The following is a 15,999-nucleotide window of genomic DNA, read 5'->3' on the forward strand; positions in this document are numbered from 1 at the left end:
TCTTATTTCTTTAATTCTACCAAATTTTCATTAATTCTGCGATAAATTGTAGTCAAGTCAAGCAAAGTTTCTTCGACAGCAGGAGTCAATTGATCTTCTGTCATTCGCCATGACCAGTTTCCTCCAAGGGTAGATGGGAAGTTCATACGAGCTGAACCATCCAACTCCAACAAATCTTGCATGGTAGCGATGGCCATAAAGCTGACAGAAGCAAAGACTGTACGAAGCATGGCATGCACGACTGTTTCATATTCCTTACGGTTTGTATAACGTGCCATGTACTCACGAGTTGGATCGTCAATTTCATTGCGATACCAACCAAGAACAGTGTTGTTGTCGTGTGTTCCTGTGTACATGACAGAGTTGTTTGGTGCCAAGTGAGGGCTGTCAATGCTTTCGTGATTTGGGTTGAAGGCAAATTGAAGGACTTTCATCCCTGGGAATCCAGTACGCTCACGAAGTTCGATGACTTCGTCAGTCATGAAGCCAAGGTCTTCTGCGATGATGTTCAAGTCACCAAGTTCTTCTTTAACCGCTGCAAAGAGTTTGTAGTCAGGTCCTTTTACCCATTTACCAGGTGCCGCTGTTTCAGAACCAGCAGGGATTTCCCAGTAAGACTCAAATCCACGGAAGTGGTCAATACGAACGATATCGTAGATTTTAAAGCTTTCACGCAAGCGTTCAATCCACCATTTGTATCCATCTTGGTCCATTGCTTCCCAGTCATAGATTGGGTTCCCCCAAAGTTGACCATCCGCAGAAAACTCATCTGGAGGGCAACCTGCAATGTGAGTCGCTTTTCCGTTTTCTTCTGTTTTAAAGAGATGTGGATTTGCCCACATATCGCTTGAGTCTTCCGCTACATAGATTGGCATATCCCCGACGATTTCGATGTGGTTTTCGTTAGCATATGCTTTCAATTTCAACCATTGTTGGAAGAAAAGGTATTGCGTTACGCGGTGGTATACAAGTTTGTCTGCTAATTGTTCACGGTAGCTTTCAAGAGTTGAGGCTTTACGAGCACGTGCATCTGCATCTGGCCATTCTGTCCAAGCAAGATTGTCAAAATGCTCTTTGATAGCCATATATTCTGCAAAGAGTTCTAGCCATGATTGGTTTTCCTGAGCAAATCTTTCAAAATCTTTGACATCCCCAACTTCAAGGAAACGTTTAACAGCTTTCTCTAAAAGTGGACGACGTGCATAGTAGATTTTAGCGTAGTCAACTTCAGTTGGGTTACTACCGAAATCAACACCTTCAAGATCACTTGCTTCCAACAAGCCTTGTTCTACTAAAACATCAAGATCGATAAAATGAGTGTTCCCAGCAAAGGCTGAGAATGATTGGTATGGAGAATCTCCATAGCTAGTTGTTCCCAAAGGAAGGATTTGCCAGTAGCGTTGCTTAGTACGAACTAAAAAGTCAACGAAATCATAGGCACTTTGACCAAATGATCCGATTCCGTAAGCCCCTGGAAGTGATGAGATGTGCATTAACACACCACTTTGACGTTTTTTCATAATAGCACCTCAAGTGTTTTTATTGTTAATTACTTCAATTTTTTGCGCAAACGTTTGCGCTATTTCAAGTATAACCCATTTCTAAAATAATTGCAAGCGTTTGTAAAAAAACTTTTTCCAACTTTTTTCTGGTTAAATTTTGAAATTCCCTATATTTTAATTTTTGAAATGATTTTCATTCGGCTTATTTTGATGCAAGCGTTTGCCTATTCTTTGCTTTTTAGAATAAAGTTTATAAATCGTGAACTTTCTTCTTATTATATAATTCCAATCAAAGATGTTGAGATTGTAACTTTTTTTACTTTTTTTAAAAAAACTATTGCAACCGTTTTCTATTTATGCTATACTAAGGTCATAAGGGAAAACGTTTGCGTTCCCTAGACTATAAAACTTGTTATTCTTTAGGAGGAATACACTATGTCATCTAAATTCATGAAGAGCGCTGCTGTGCTTGGAACTGCTACTCTTGCTAGCTTACTTTTGGTAGCTTGCGGAAGCAAAACTGCTGATAAAGCTGCTGATACTAGCTCATCTGAAGCAAAAGAAATCACACTTTACGTTGAAGATCAATATAAAGCATTTGCTGAGAAAGTTGCTGCTGCTTATGAAAAAGAATCAGGAACAAAAGTTAACATCAAATCTGGTGACCAACTTGGCGGACTTGACAAACTTTCACTTGACAACCAATCAGGTCAAGCTGCTGACGTTATGATGGCACCATACGACCGTGTAGGTAGCCTTGGTACTGATGGACAACTTTCAGAAGTTAAACTAAGCGACGGTGCTAAAACAGATGATACTACTAAATCTCTTGTAACAGCATCTGACGGTAAAGTTTATGGTGCTCCAGCTGTTATCGAGTCACTTGTTATGTACTACAACAAAGACTTGCTTAAAGAAGCTCCAAAAACTTTCGCTGAATTGGAAGAACTTGCTAAAGATAGCAAATACGCTTTCGCTGGAGAAGACGGAAAAACTTCTGCGTTCCTAGCTGACTGGACTAACTTCTACTACGCATACGGACTTCTTTCTGGTAACGGAGCTTACGTATTTGGTGACAACGGTAAAAATCCTAAAGATATCGGTCTTGCTAACGAAGGTGCAATCGCAGGTATCAACTACGCTAAATCTTGGTACGAAAAATGGCCTAAAGGTATGCAAGATGGAACAGCTGCTGGAAACTTAATCCAAACTTCATTCCAAGAAGGTAAAACAGCTGCTATCATCGATGGTCCTTGGAAAGCTCAAGCATTCAAAGATGCTAAAGTAAACTACGGTGTTGCTACTATCCCAACTCTTCCAAACGGAAAAGAATACTCAGCATTCGGTGGTGGTAAAGCTTGGATCATCCCATCAAGCACTAAGAACCTTGAAGGCGCACAAAAATTTGTAGACTACCTTGTATCAACTGAACAACAAAAAGCATTCTACGAAGCAACTAACGAAATCCCAGCTAACACTGAAGCACGTGCATACGCTGAAGGCAAAAACGATGAGTTGACAACAGCTGTTATCAAACAGTTCAAGAACGCTCAACCAATGCCAAACATCTCACAAATGTCAGCAGTTTGGGAACCAGCTGCAAACATGCTCTTTGACGCTGTAAGTGGCAAGAAAGATGCTAAAACAGCTGCAGATGATGCTGTAACATTGATCAAAGAAACTATCAAACAAAAATTTGGTGAATAATTAAATTTGTTCAAAGGGGGGGTAGTCAAAATCCCCCTTTGATTTTATCAATTTTAACCTATATCATCCATCTTTCCATAAGGAAACCAGTATCATATGAAAGGAGTAATTATGGAAAAACAACAACCTAGTAAAGCAGCTCTGCTGTCTGTCATTCCTGGGTTAGGACAAATCTACAATAAACAAAAAGTCAAAGGATTCATTTTCCTTGGTGTAACTATCGTATTTGTCCTTTATTTCCTATCGCTTGCAGCGCCTGAATTGAGCAACTTGATCACGCTTGGTGACAAACCTGGTCGTGACAACTCTCTCTTCATGTTGATTCGTGGTGCATTCCACTCTATTTTTGTAATTGTTTATCTAGCCTTTTATATTCTCAATATTAAAGACGCTCACACTATTGCAAAACAAATTAACAATGGTATTCCAGTCCCACGGACATTAAACGAAATGATTAAAGGTATCTATGAGAATGGATTCCCTTATCTTTTAATCATTCCATCTTACGTAGCTATGACATTTGCCATCATCTTCCCTGTTATCGTAACATTGATGATTGCCTTTACAAACTACGACTTCCAACACTTGCCACCAAATAAACTCTTGGATTGGGTTGGATTGACAAACTTTAGCAATATCTGGAGCTTAAGTACCTTCCGTTCAGCCTTTGGTGCAGTTCTTTCTTGGACTATCATCTGGGCTCTATCTGCATCTACTTTGCAGATTGTTATTGGTATCTTTACAGCTATTATTGCTAACCAACCGTTTATCAAAGGAAAACGTATTTTCGGTGTTATTTTCCTTCTTCCTTGGGCTGTCCCAGCCTTCATCACTATCTTAACTTTCTCAAATATGTTTAACGATAGTGTCGGAGCTATTAACACTCAAGTATTACCGATTTTGGCTAAGTTCCTTCCATTCCTCGATGGAGCACTTATCCCTTGGAAAACAGACCCAACTTGGACTAAGATTGCCTTGATTATGATGCAAGGTTGGCTTGGATTCCCATATATCTACGTTTTGACCTTGGGTATCTTACAGTCTATCCCTAACGACCTCTACGAAGCGGCTTACATCGATGGTGCCAATGCTTGGCAAAAATTCCGTAACATCACTTTCCCAATGATTTTGGCTGTTGCGGCGCCTACATTGATCAGCCAATACACCTTCAACTTTAACAACTTCTCTATCATGTACCTCTTCAATGCTGGTGGTCCTGGTAGTGTCGGTGGTGGTGCTGGTTCGACTGATATCTTGATCTCATGGATCTACCGTTTGACAACAGGGACATCTCCTCAATACTCAATGGCTGCTGCCGTTACCTTGATTATCTCTATCATTGTCATCTCTATTTCTATGATTGCATTCAAGAAACTACACGCATTTGATATGGAGGACGTCTAAGATGAATAATTCAATTAAGCTCAAACGTAGACTGACTCAAACCCTTACTTACCTCTACTTGGTTGGCCTTTCAATCGTCATTATCTATCCTCTTTTAATTACGATTATGTCGGCCTTCAAGACTGGTAACGTAGTAGCCTTTAAACTAGATAGTAACGTTGACTTTAGTTTTGCTAACTTCCAGGGACTTTTCTCTGAAACTTTATATGGTACTTGGTATCTAAATACTTTGATCATCGCCTTAATTACAATGGCTGTTCAAACAAGTATCATCGTCCTAGCAGGTTATGCCTATAGCCGTTACAATTTCTTGGCACGCAAACAAAGTTTGGTATTCTTCTTGATTATTCAAATGGTACCTACTATGGCCGCTTTGACAGCCTTCTTCGTTATGGCGCTTATGTTGAACGCCCTTAACCAAAGTTGGTTCCTCATCTTCCTCTACGTTGGTGGAGGTATCCCGATGAACGCTTGGCTCATGAAGGGCTACTTCGATACAGTACCGATGTCTCTAGATGAATCTGCAAAACTAGATGGTGCAGGACACTTCCGCCGCTTCTGGCAAATTGTTCTTCCTCTTGTTCGTCCAATGATTGCTGTACAAGCTCTCTGGGCCTTCATGGGACCTTTCGGGGATTATATCCTCTCTAGTTTCTTGCTTCGTGAGAAAGAATACTTTACCGTTGCCGTTGGTCTCCAAACCTTCGTTAACAATGCGAAAAATATGAAGATTGCCTACTTCTCAGCAGGTGCTATCCTCATTGCCCTTCCAATCTGTATTCTCTTCTTCTTCCTACAAAAGAACTTTGTTTCAGGACTTACAAGTGGTGGCGAGAAGGGGTAATATACCCTCGCCACCCTTTTTCATTTTTGAACTTGTACATCGATTCGCTTTTGAGAAACAAGAGATTGCTAAGATTGCCTTGTTAGTTAGTGGACGAATCATAAGAAACATTCACTTTTACCAAGGATTCTACTATCCCCGCTTGAAATAAAAAACAGTTCTCTATATAATACTCGTATAGAAAAATGCCTATAGAAAGAGATTTATGTTACCATATCCATTTTCTTATTTTAATAGTATTTGGGGATTTCGTAAGCCCCTATCTAATCGTTTCGGTCTAAATTGGTTTCAGCTGATTTTTACCAGTATTTTCTTAATTAGTTTGTCTATGGTGCCTATTGCTATCCAAAACAGTTCTCAGGAAACCTATCCTCTGGAAACCTTTATCGATGATGTCTACGCACCTTTGACAGATAGTGTGGTTCAGGATTTGGCTACCAATGCTCAGATTGTTGATGGTAAACTAAGCTATACGGGGACAACTCCCCATCAAGCCTCTGTACAAATCGGGGCTACTGCTCCTTCAAGTTTCCCTGAAGAATTACTTCTTAGCTTTGAACCCGAGCAACTCGTCATCAGTAAGCAAGGAAAAGAGTTAACCAGCATCCGCTATCACGCTATTACAACTGAGAGCTTCCAAAACAAGGAAAGCTTGATGCAAGCAATTTCTAAAGACTGGTATCAACAGAATCGTGTCTATATTAGCCTCTTCCTGGTCTTAGGTGCTAGTTTCCTCTTTGGACTAAATTTTTTCATTGTTGCTTTAGGATCTAGCCTCTTACTTTACTTTACGAAAAAATCTCGTCTCTTTTCATTTAAAACCTACAAAGAATGCTATCATTTTATATTGAACTGTTTAGGAATACCAACCTTGATAGCAATGATTCTAGGTCTCTTAGGTCAAAACATGACGACCCTGATTACCGTTCAAAATATTTTCTTTGTTTTATATCTAGTCACTATCTTTTACAAAACTCATTTCCGTGACCCAGACTATCATAAGTAGGAGATTCTTATGCCAGTTACGATTAAAGACGTGGCCAAGGCTGCGGGCGTTTCGCCTTCAACCGTAACCCGTGTTATTCAGAATAAATCAACCATTAGTGATCAAACCAAAAAACGAGTGCGAAAAGCAATGAAGGATCTCAACTACCATCCTAATCTAAACGCTCGAAGTCTCGTTAGTAGCTATTCACAAGTTATCGGATTGGTACTTCCAGACGATTCAGACGCCTTTTATCAAAATCCTTTCTTCCCTTCAGTCCTTAGAGGTATTGCACAAGTAGCTTCAGAAAACCATTATGCCATTCAAATCGCAACCGGAAAGGACGAAAAGGAGCGTTTAAATGCCATTTCCCAAATGGTTTATGGTAAACGTGTGGATGGACTTATCTTCCTCTATGCTCAAGAAGATGATCCTTTGGTCAATCTAGTCGTTGAAGAACAATTCCCTTTCCTCATTCTAGGAAAGTCACTTTCGCCTTTCATCCCACTTGTTGATAATGATAATGTTCAAGCTGGTTTTGATGCGACAGAATATTTCATTAAAAAAGGATGCTCACGCATTGCCTTTATCGGCGGTACCAAAAAGCTATTCGTTACCAAGGACCGCTTGACAGGTTATGAACAAGCTCTTGAGGAACATCAATTGCCTTTCGATAGCCAACGTACCTTCTTTGCAGATGAATTTTTAGAAGAAAAGGGCTATAAATTTAGCAAGAAACTCTTTAAACACGATCCTCAGACAGACGCTATTATCACAACAGATAGCCTATTAGCTCAGGGAGTTTGTGACTATATCAACGAACACAAGCTAAATGTTCCTGTTCTCAGCTTTGACTCAGTCAATCCAAGATTGAATCTAGCTGCCTATGTTGATATCAATAGTCTGGCTCTTGGCCGTACTTCATTTGAAACCATTCTTCAAATCATTGCTGATACCAAAGAAAATCGACAAATCTGCTATCGTCAATTGATTGCACATGAAATCATTGAAAAATAAAAAAGAACCAACTCTGAATCTAGTTCAAGAGTTGGTTTTTTATATTTGCTGTAAAAAAACTTAGTTTTCGGTTTCTACAAATCGTCCAAGGATATGAACATTCTCTGATACAGACACAAAGGCTGTTGGATCCACTTGTTTCATGATGAGTTTAAAATCATTAAACTCAGCACGAGTGATAACTGTAATCAAAATAGCTTTGCGCTCGTGGTTATAAGTTCCTTCTGCATCATGAATAATCGTAGCTCCACGATGCAATTTATTGTGGATTTTTTCAATCACGGCATCGGGATTGCTAGTTACAATCGTCGCCTGCATCTTTTTCTGCTTGGTGAAGACGGCATCTGTAACACGACTTGATACGAAAATGGTAATCATAGAGTAGAGAGCATATTTCCAACCAAAGGTCAAACCTGCAATCAACATGATTGTACCGTTCACCAAGAAAGAGATGCTTCCGACGTTTTTCCCTGTTTTCTTACGAATAGTGAGACTGACAATATCCGTTCCACCACTGGAAATATTGTGACGTAGAGCAAAACCAATCCCAAGTCCCATCACTACACCCCCAAATAGGGCATTGATAATGGGATCCTCCGTCAGAGTTACTACTGGCACAAACTGGATAAAGAGTGAACTCATAGATACCGTAATAAAGGTAAAGATGGTAAACTTCCGACCAATTTGACGCCAGGCCAAAATCATTAAGGGAATATTGATACAATAGAAAGCTACAGAGATTGGGAAATGAAAGTCAAACCAGTAACTGCTTAGTGTTGAGATGATTTGAGCAAGACCAGTAGCTCCACTGGAATAGACATGTCCTGGTTGGAAGAAAAAATTGACAGCTACTGCTGATAGAAAACCATATACTAGAGAAGCTGAAATTTTTTCATCGTATTTTTCTCGGGAGATACTTTGCAAAACACGTAAAAGCTTCACCCGATAAGCAAAGCGGCGCAGATAATGATACCACTTTTTAGTTAGTTTCGTTTGTTTCATCTTGTTCTACTTGTAGATTGAGTTCCTCTAATTGTTTAAGAGCTACTGTTGATGGTGCTTGGGTCATTGGGTCAGTTGCTTTGTTGTTCTTAGGAAAAGCAATCACTTCACGGATGTTTTCTTCGCCTGCTAAGAGCATTACAAAGCGGTCAAGTCCGATAGCCAAGCCACCGTGTGGTGGGAATCCATAGTCCATGGCTTCCAATAGGAAACCAAACTGGTCATTAGCTTCTTCAGCTGAGAAGCCAAGAGCCTTGAACATACGTTCTTGGAGTTCTTTCTGGTTGATACGAAGGCTACCGCCGCCAAGCTCATAACCGTTCAAGACGATGTCATAGGCAATAGCACGGACATTGGCCAATTCACCTTCGAGTTCATGGGCAGTATCTGCCTGAGGAAGCGTAAATGGATGGTGGGCACTCATATAGCGGCCTTCTTCTTCAGACCATTCAAACATTGGCCAGTCAACTACCCAGAGGAAGTTAAATTTGTCGTTATCAATCAAGCCAAGCTCTTTGGCAATACGTCCACGAAGGGCACCAAGTGTTGCATTTGCTACATCAAGCGTATCAGCTACAAAGAGAACCAAGTCTTTATCTTTAAGACCGAGAGCTGCTGTCAAATCTGTCTGAATAGCAGTCAAGAATTTAGCAACTGGTCCGTTTAATTCGCCGTCAACAACCTTGACCCAAGCAAGACCCTTAGCACCATACTGTTTGGCTACTTCTGTCATCTTATCGATATCTTTACGAGAGTAGTTATCTGCTGCGCCTTTAACGACGATGGCTTTAACGGCAGGAGCTTCTGAGAAGACTTTGAAATCAACACCCTTGACTACTTCTGTCAAGTCTTGAAGCAACATCTCAAAACGAGTATCAGGCTTGTCAGAGCCATAAAGAGCCATAGCATCGTCGTACTTCATACGAGGGAATGGAAGAGTTACTTCGATCCCTTTTGTCTCCTTCATCACACGCCCAATCAAGCCTTCTGTGATATCTTGGATTTCTTGCTCAGTTAGGAAAGAAGTTTCCAAGTCGACCTGAGTAAATTCAGGTTGGCGGTCACCGCGCAAGTCTTCATCACGGAAACATTTGACGATTTGGTAGTAACGGTCAAATCCAGCATTCATCAACAACTGTTTTGTAATCTGCGGACTTTGAGGAAGTGCGTAAAAATGCCCTTTATTAACACGAGATGGCACCAAATAGTCACGCGCCCCTTCTGGTGTTGACTTAGAAAGGAATGGTGTTTCCACATCGATAAATTCTAACTCATCCAAGTAGTTACGGATAGAATGTGTTACCTTGGCACGCAATTTTAAGTTTTCCAACATTTCTGGACGACGAAGGTCAAGATAACGGTAGCGTAGACGCGTATCATCGTTTGCCTCAATGCCGTCCTTGATTTCGAAAGGTGTTGTTTTGGCTGTATTAAGGACAGTGAGTGTTGTTACATTCAATTCAACCGCTCCAGTCGCTAATTTATCATTTGCCTGCTCACGTGCTGCAACTTGTCCAGTCACCTCGATGACGTATTCACTACGAAGGCTTTCAGCTGTTGCCATCACCTCTGCCGATACTTTTTCAGGATTGATAACCAACTGCATAATCCCTTCACGGTCACGAAGGTCGATAAAGATCAATCCACCCAAGTCACGACGACGGGCAACCCAACCTTTCAAGGTAATTTCTTGTCCGATGTGTTCCTCACGAACACGACCAGCATACATACTGCGTTTCATTTCTTCTCTCCTCTTGTATTCTGTTACTATTTTACCATAAAAGCGCAGGCTCTTCATGAAAATCATCAGAAAAGTTGAGAGTTTCCTGCGATAAATAAAAAAATCCAGCAAAGTCTTTCGCTGGATTTGAGTTTTCTTTATTTTTTTCGCTTTTCCGCAATCTCTTCCGTCTTCTTAGGTAGGACAATTTCTGTCACATAAGCCGTCACAAATCGTATCAGTCCTGCGATAGGAGCAAAGATAACCGCTAGATTGTTATAAAAGAAATCCCCCTTAATGAAATAGACAAGTAGGCCGATAACAAAGAAGAGAAATACAGCCTGAATCACTGCTAATAATAGTACTCGTTTCATGATTTCCTCCTGAGTCTATTATAGCATCATTATCATCACAAATGAAATTAAATTATTTAAGGCATGCAATCCAATACTATAAGCCAGACCACCCTTGCTGATATAAGCCAAGCCCATACTAAGACCAAGGGCACTATAGACTAGAAATTGTTGTGGAGTAGTAGGGAAATGAACAAGTGCAAAAATAATAGTACTTACAAGAAGAAAGAGAGCTGTCTGCTTGATGTTATTCTGCTGAGGGAAGACATAGCGTGCTAACATCCCTCTAAAAGTTAACTCTTCTGTCAGAGGCGCAAAGACAACTGCCATGAAGAAAGTGAAGAGAGGTTGATCTTGGGCCAATTTTTCCATAGACTGTTGACTAAATGACGGATCATTTGGTAAAAAATTTTCTGCAACAATGACAAGGACCCATACCAAGGCAGGCAACCAGATGTATTTGTTAAGGGCTGTTTTTTCTATTGTAACAGTTCCAGTCTTATACCACTTGTAGGTAACGAAGGTGAAAATTGCTGCCAATAAGACATAAATTGGGACAAAAACATATTCAGGCGCTCCCATAATCATGGCCGCTAAACCTACGCCCTGAATAAAACTATAGACCATAAGAAATGATAAGAAGGCAAGGGCAAACCAGCCGATATTTTTAAGTGTTTTCATAAGTTTCTCCTATTTGAAATAACGTTTTGTTTTTCTTAATTGTGCCACATTCATGTACAAATGGATGACAACTGCCACAAGCAGAGCCACCAACTGTACTTGTCCTAATACTACAGATAGAACTACTAAGACAACATAGATACCTGGTATGAGGAGCTGATTGACCTTGAACAAGATCAAGTAAGCTTCTTCCATCTCAGCCTGTTTTTCTCCCTCATCATAAGTATCGAGGTAGTCCAAAACTTCCTTTGGGGTCGCCATAATAGACAGTTTATAGTTACGAACCTTGCTAGTAATTTTTAGACAGTAAGCACCCGACCAGATACCCACAACTATCACCAATAAGGTTCCCAGTGATGGACCGAAACTTCCTATATTTATAAGCAGGCAGGATAGCATACTAATTTGGCAAACATTCCAAGCTACTGTACCATAATCTAAGAAGCGATACATGTCAAGGTAGTCTTGCTCGTTTTCTTCGTCCTCTTCTTCTCTCTGATAGTTTTGATAAGCCTGATGGCTTTTTCTAGTGAAATGAAATGTTAAAGTTGCCGTAATCAGACCTAGCCCAAGAAAGATCAAGTACAAGGCAGAGATTACTTGAGCTTGACTGATCCCTAAAGGATTAACATCAAGGAAACCAGCAAATATTGCTAATAAAACACTTGCAAGAAAAATCTTCAGTGCAAAAATGATTTGTTTCTTTTCCATATTTCAACCTCTTTCTAAAACAAGCCAGACAACCATTGACCAAAAGCTTTACCTGATTCGAAGATAGCGGTCAAGCCTTCTGTTCCAAGTGATACCAAAATCAAACAAACAGCAAGTAAGAGAATAGCTTGGTTTCTAGCTTTTTTTGCTCCATCCCCCAAGGGTTCATTGCCAAGCCAACCTGCTAGATAAGCATAGGCTGTAACTGTTAAAATACCAATCTCTGTAGAAGAGAGAAACAACAAGACTGTCACCAAACGAGCGATATTGGCTTGAATGTTAAAATAATTTCCTAAACCTGCACAAACACCGGCAAGTGCTTTGTTCTCTGTATCGACTTGAAAACCTGCTAAAAATTCTTTCATAACTTTTCTCCTTTTACGAGTTCTTTAAACTTTATTTTTTTCTCTACCCATCTAAAGACTAATAGTAAAACTATGTTAATCCAGAAGAGGTACTTGCCTTCTACGATCGTAAACCAACCAAATAGGCTTCCGATCATAGCCAAAAGATTTACGATAAACACAACTATAGATAGATAATAAATCACTTTATACTTGTTCATCACTCATCCTCCTCTAAGCGAAAGACTGATTCGACTGGCTCATGGAATATCTGAGCAATCTTCAGGGCAATGACGATGGATGGCGTGTACTCATCCCGCTCAAGCAAGCTGATGGTTTGCCTGGACACGCCAGCTAGTTTGCCCAGCTCTGTTTGATTCAGGCCATCGCGAGCCCGAAGCTCTTTTAGACGATTTTTTAGCATGTCTTTTTTCTCCTTTGTTCTTATCTTGATTTCATTGTAACACATCTTTTTATTTTTGACAAGTATATTTGTCAAAAAGTTTAAGATTTTTGTCATTTTGTAAAAGAAAAAGGTCAGAAATGGTATCCTGACCATATTTATAGCTAAGCTTGAAGAAAATCGTCCTTCTTCCGTTTTTTAATCTTGAGAGGTAAGCTTAGCTTTCTTTTGATAATATTTCCTATCTATGTATAAGATTGTTACACTTATCAAGCTTAGGATGAGTCCAAGCAAAGTACCTTTTTGCGAGAATACAAACTCAACTTTATGTTGTCCAGAAGTAATCGGGAAGGACAAGAGACTATTCCAAGTTTTGGAAGTCGGAACGTCTTTTCCATCCACTTTTACTTTCCAACCAGCACTATAGGGAATCGAAGTCATCATAAACTGACTATCATCGGTAATATCAACTGAACCAATGATATGAGTATTTGAAAACTTCTCAACTTGTAGGCCTTGGGCTTTTCTCTTTTCTAGGACTTTCTGGATTTGATCAACATCTAAACGATAAAGTCCTACATGTGAAAGGTCTACCTTATCTGACCTAAAACGAAACTCTAAGACAGTTTCTTCCCCTGCCGAATTATCAGCAATCTGCCACAGTTGACGCTGCATGTTTTTCTTAGAATGGCTAAACCATTGTCCATTTAACAAGATTGAATAATCAATCTCAGAGTTGAGAGAATCAGGCGCAAAGAAGTAATAGGTCAAATCTGTTTGAGGAGTTATGTGGTAGCGAACGATTGCTTCCATACTCGAATCCTCACGTTTATAGACTGCTGTTCCCTTTTCTTTATTCACATCTTCTGCTACTAGATTCTCAGTTTCAATTGCGCTAAAAGCTAGGGGCTTAAAGTAATCAACGTAATTCTCCTGGTCTTTTTGGATACCCTCCATAGAGTTGAGAATGTTATTTTGGTTTTTTACAGCATTATTAAAGTCAAGCCGTAAATTTGTAACCAATTCATTTACTCCAAAAGCAATCGGGAATGAATTAGGATTTTTATAAACACGATAGCGTTCATCTTCATAGACTTTTTCTGTGAAGTAACGATTCATATCGAAACGACTGGCAAAACGGTAGAAGTACATCCTCTCAGGATGATTCTCTTTCTCCTCCTGATTGATATCCTTAATGTCCATGTAATAACGAATTCCATACAAGGCATCCGTCAGAGGAGTTCCGTTTTCATATTCTGTTGCAGCATTGACCCCTTGATCACCCATATAAGCGAAGTGCTCCATGGTGGATCTCTCCAGACTCGAACTAAAAGTACTTAAGCCTGGATAGCCGATAAGAGATGGGGTTGTTCGAGAATAGGCAAAGGTCGTCGCAATTCTATAGAAAGGCTGATCTGCGTTTTCTTGGATTTCATCTGTCACACGTTTAACCGAGAGCGTTCCGTCCACAAATTTATCAATATTTGCATAACCAAAGGTCACTTGTGATAGATAGGCATTGTATCCTAGCTCGAATACTGTCAGAGTTGATAACAAGACAACAGCTAAGCGAATCATGCGCGGACGTAGCAAGGCCAGTACAGCTAAGTAAATGAGTAGAGTTAAGACCACACGAGTAAAGAGATAACCTGTTTGCAACAATAAAACCAATACCACCACAAATCCAGCCGCAATCACCAACACCCTTTCCTTTTCTTTCTGAGACTTGGTAGAACGTTCCCAGTATAGATAAAATCCTGTAGCTGTAGCTGATATAACCAGTATCAGAAAGGCAATAAAATGGCCATTAATAAAGAGAGTTAGGGCCTCAGGTTGTTTCTTAGGCAGATAGGTGAAGTCTTTAGTATAGAGGTAGATTGCCGATAAGACTAGGGCTACAACTGATAGCAATTTCCCTCGGCGAGAGATTTTAAAGGTCTCTTTCAGAGATTGATAGGCTAGAAGCAGCATGAAGAAAGAGAATAACCATGAAAATCGGAAGAAGAATCCAGCAGGGTTTTGTCCCATATGCCAAATCTTACTAACAAATTCGTTTACAAAGGAAGTAAAGAAGATGAAAGTAACCGCTCCAGCTGCCCATTTTCTTTCTTTGACTATCTTTCTTGATGAAAAGTACAAGATAAAGCCGATAAACCCGAGAGCTCCAATATAGATATTTGGTAGGTTTGGTCCGGCTGCCCATCCTGATTGCGCATCATAGCCCCCGATAGTTAGTTTGGATAGAATGTCTAAGGGATTAATCTGAAAGGCCATGGAAAATGTCATGGCTCCCCCTGCTTGTCCCTTACTTTCAATCAAGTTGAAAAATACAGGAACAAATAAGATTGAAGCCACAGCAACCCCTAAGATAGAATAGAGAAAGACATCCCATAAGGGTTGGAGGTAATGCTTGAGTTTTGCTTTCCAAGTCCCCTCGATAGAAAGACGCGGTGAAAGATAGTAGAAGGCATACAAGATCACAAATAGCGATATCATATAGCCCATATAAAATTGAAGGAATACCGTAAGACCAAGTACAAAGGCATATGGATAAGCTGCTTTGCCATCTAACAACTGCTCTAGATATAGGATGACGAGAGGAAGCATAAACATAGCATCATAAAAGATGACATTCATCTGGTAGGATACCAACATGCCAGACAGAGCATAAGCTGTCGCAAACAAGGGAACCATCCATCGTTTTGACTCTGCACCCTTATAACGTTTAATCAGGAGATGTGCAAAGGAAAGTCCAAAAGCTCCATATCTGAGCCAGATTGTTAGAAAAACAGATAATCCTATATAGTTTAAAGGCAGAAGAACGTAAATAATATTGAAAGGGCTCATCAAATAATAGCCCAACACGCCAATCATATCTCCACCGATAGATTTGGTAAAGGAGTATGACAGACTGCTTAAATCACCAGATAGAATGGCATTCTTTAGCAATCCATAAAAACTAATGTACTGCTGATCAAAGTCAACGGCCATTAAACTCTTATTTCCAAAAGGATAACTCCCCATGAAAAACCATACCACCAGCATGATTGCCATCGGTAGCAAGGCACTGAAGACATAAAGGACACCCTTTGGATATTTTTCCTTTAATTTCTGCCAATGTGTCAACCAATTTTCCATTATTGATTTCTCCTCTATGATTTTAGCCAATCTTCTTTTGCTACCAGTCTGCTATGAGTTCCTCAGAAGTGGCTTCGTTAGTTTGTGATAGAAGTTATTCTTGTTCACTAAAACAAGAATAGAGTCTTTTATCTACTCCATCATTTTAACATTTAAAAAAGGAGAGAGCAATGCTCTCTCCTCTCTAA

At 39.9% G+C, this 15,999-nt stretch carries 15 protein-coding genes; 5 read left to right on the forward strand and 10 right to left on the reverse strand.

The window, feature by feature from the left end:
* Positions 1-2: 2 nt before the first annotated feature.
* Positions 3-1,520, reverse strand: a complete 1,518-nt coding sequence (malQ, locus tag FN031_RS07260) for a 4-alpha-glucanotransferase (RefSeq protein ID WP_142558952.1) — start codon at positions 1,518-1,520, stop codon at positions 3-5.
* A 417-nt stretch (positions 1,521-1,937) separates the two neighbouring features.
* Here malQ and FN031_RS07265 point away from each other — a divergent pair, with 417 nt between their 5' ends.
* The 5 genes from FN031_RS07265 (at position 1,938) to FN031_RS07285 (ending at position 7,459) form a co-directional block, all read left to right on the forward strand.
* Entirely contained in the window at positions 1,938-3,209 is a 1,272-nt protein-coding gene (locus FN031_RS07265) for an extracellular solute-binding protein (protein ID WP_142558954.1), read from the forward strand.
* Positions 3,210-3,320: 111 nt separating this feature from the next.
* Positions 3,321-4,613 carry a sugar ABC transporter permease gene (locus FN031_RS07270; protein WP_185928456.1) on the forward strand — a complete coding sequence of 431 codons (1,293 nt, stop codon included), beginning with the start codon at positions 3,321-3,323 and terminating at the stop codon, positions 4,611-4,613.
* Position 4,614: 1 nt separating this feature from the next.
* Entirely contained in the window at positions 4,615-5,457 is an 843-nt protein-coding gene (locus tag FN031_RS07275) for a sugar ABC transporter permease (RefSeq protein ID WP_142558958.1), read from the forward strand.
* 205 nt (positions 5,458-5,662) lie between these two features.
* Positions 5,663-6,463, forward strand: a complete 801-nt coding sequence (locus FN031_RS07280) for a DUF1189 domain-containing protein (protein WP_142558960.1) — start codon at positions 5,663-5,665, stop codon at positions 6,461-6,463.
* Positions 6,464-6,472: 9 nt separating this feature from the next.
* Positions 6,473-7,459 (forward strand): LacI family DNA-binding transcriptional regulator, encoded by a 987-nt coding sequence (locus FN031_RS07285; protein WP_142558962.1) that lies wholly within the window; start codon positions 6,473-6,475, stop codon positions 7,457-7,459.
* Between the two features lie 60 nt (positions 7,460-7,519).
* Here FN031_RS07285 and FN031_RS07290 read toward each other — a convergent pair whose 3' ends face one another.
* From FN031_RS07290 to pgfM1, 9 genes are all read right to left on the reverse strand, one after another.
* Positions 7,520-8,461, reverse strand: a complete 942-nt coding sequence (locus FN031_RS07290) for a YitT family protein (RefSeq protein WP_142558964.1) — start codon at positions 8,459-8,461, stop codon at positions 7,520-7,522.
* On the reverse strand, positions 8,439-10,202 hold the full coding sequence (aspS, locus tag FN031_RS07295; protein ID WP_142558966.1) for an aspartate--tRNA ligase: 1,764 nt from the start codon (positions 10,200-10,202) through the stop codon (positions 8,439-8,441). The genes FN031_RS07290 and aspS overlap by 23 nt, the downstream gene beginning before the upstream one ends.
* 137 nt (positions 10,203-10,339) lie before the next feature.
* Positions 10,340-10,555, reverse strand: coding sequence for a hypothetical protein (locus tag FN031_RS07300; protein ID WP_142558968.1), 216 nt, complete (start codon positions 10,553-10,555; stop codon positions 10,340-10,342).
* A gap of 18 nt (positions 10,556-10,573) precedes the next feature.
* Positions 10,574-11,215 (reverse strand): CPBP family intramembrane glutamic endopeptidase, encoded by a 642-nt coding sequence (locus tag FN031_RS07305; protein WP_142558970.1) that lies wholly within the window; start codon positions 11,213-11,215, stop codon positions 10,574-10,576.
* A gap of 9 nt (positions 11,216-11,224) precedes the next feature.
* Positions 11,225-11,926, reverse strand: a complete 702-nt coding sequence (locus FN031_RS07310) for a DUF3169 family protein (protein WP_142558971.1) — start codon at positions 11,924-11,926, stop codon at positions 11,225-11,227.
* 14 nt (positions 11,927-11,940) lie between these two features.
* Positions 11,941-12,291 carry a PspC domain-containing protein gene (locus tag FN031_RS07315; RefSeq protein ID WP_142558973.1) on the reverse strand — a complete coding sequence of 117 codons (351 nt, stop codon included), beginning with the start codon at positions 12,289-12,291 and terminating at the stop codon, positions 11,941-11,943.
* Positions 12,288-12,491, reverse strand: a complete 204-nt coding sequence (locus FN031_RS07320) for a hypothetical protein (protein ID WP_142558975.1) — start codon at positions 12,489-12,491, stop codon at positions 12,288-12,290. The genes FN031_RS07315 and FN031_RS07320 overlap by 4 nt, the downstream gene beginning before the upstream one ends.
* Entirely contained in the window at positions 12,491-12,694 is a 204-nt protein-coding gene (locus tag FN031_RS07325) for a helix-turn-helix transcriptional regulator (protein WP_142558977.1), read from the reverse strand. The genes FN031_RS07320 and FN031_RS07325 overlap by 1 nt, the downstream gene beginning before the upstream one ends.
* Positions 12,695-12,871: 177 nt before the next feature.
* A complete protein-coding gene (gene pgfM1, locus FN031_RS07330; protein ID WP_142558979.1) occupies positions 12,872-15,811 on the reverse strand; it encodes a glycosyltransferase PgfM1 in 2,940 nt (979 codons plus the stop codon).
* Positions 15,812-15,999 lie beyond the last annotated feature (188 nt).

Source organism: Streptococcus mitis, assembly GCF_902159415.1.
GTDB lineage: Bacteria > Bacillota > Bacilli > Lactobacillales > Streptococcaceae > Streptococcus > Streptococcus mitis_BG.

What these genes read in the sequence shown, in the direction of transcription:
- FN031_RS07265 (WP_142558954.1), top strand. Translation starts at nt 1,938, where the DNA reads ATGTCATCTAAATTCATGAAGAGCGCTGCTGTGCTTGGAACTGCTACT.
- FN031_RS07300 (WP_142558968.1), bottom strand. Translation starts at nt 10,555, where the DNA reads ATGAAACGAGTACTATTATTAGCAGTGATTCAGGCTGTATTTCTCTTC.
- FN031_RS07285 (WP_142558962.1), top strand. Translation starts at nt 6,473, where the DNA reads ATGCCAGTTACGATTAAAGACGTGGCCAAGGCTGCGGGCGTTTCGCCT.
- FN031_RS07275 (WP_142558958.1), top strand. Translation starts at nt 4,615, where the DNA reads ATGAATAATTCAATTAAGCTCAAACGTAGACTGACTCAAACCCTTACT.
- FN031_RS07290 (WP_142558964.1), bottom strand. Translation starts at nt 8,461, where the DNA reads ATGAAACAAACGAAACTAACTAAAAAGTGGTATCATTATCTGCGCCGC.
- FN031_RS07305 (WP_142558970.1), bottom strand. Translation starts at nt 11,215, where the DNA reads ATGAAAACACTTAAAAATATCGGCTGGTTTGCCCTTGCCTTCTTATCA.
- FN031_RS07270 (WP_185928456.1), top strand. Translation starts at nt 3,321, where the DNA reads ATGGAAAAACAACAACCTAGTAAAGCAGCTCTGCTGTCTGTCATTCCT.
- malQ (WP_142558952.1), bottom strand. Translation starts at nt 1,520, where the DNA reads ATGAAAAAACGTCAAAGTGGTGTGTTAATGCACATCTCATCACTTCCA.
- pgfM1 (WP_142558979.1), bottom strand. Translation starts at nt 15,811, where the DNA reads ATGGAAAATTGGTTGACACATTGGCAGAAATTAAAGGAAAAATATCCA.
- FN031_RS07280 (WP_142558960.1), top strand. Translation starts at nt 5,663, where the DNA reads ATGTTACCATATCCATTTTCTTATTTTAATAGTATTTGGGGATTTCGT.
- FN031_RS07320 (WP_142558975.1), bottom strand. Translation starts at nt 12,491, where the DNA reads ATGAACAAGTATAAAGTGATTTATTATCTATCTATAGTTGTGTTTATC.
- FN031_RS07315 (WP_142558973.1), bottom strand. Translation starts at nt 12,291, where the DNA reads ATGAAAGAATTTTTAGCAGGTTTTCAAGTCGATACAGAGAACAAAGCA.
- aspS (WP_142558966.1), bottom strand. Translation starts at nt 10,202, where the DNA reads ATGAAACGCAGTATGTATGCTGGTCGTGTTCGTGAGGAACACATCGGA.
- FN031_RS07310 (WP_142558971.1), bottom strand. Translation starts at nt 11,926, where the DNA reads ATGGAAAAGAAACAAATCATTTTTGCACTGAAGATTTTTCTTGCAAGT.
- FN031_RS07325 (WP_142558977.1), bottom strand. Translation starts at nt 12,694, where the DNA reads ATGCTAAAAAATCGTCTAAAAGAGCTTCGGGCTCGCGATGGCCTGAAT.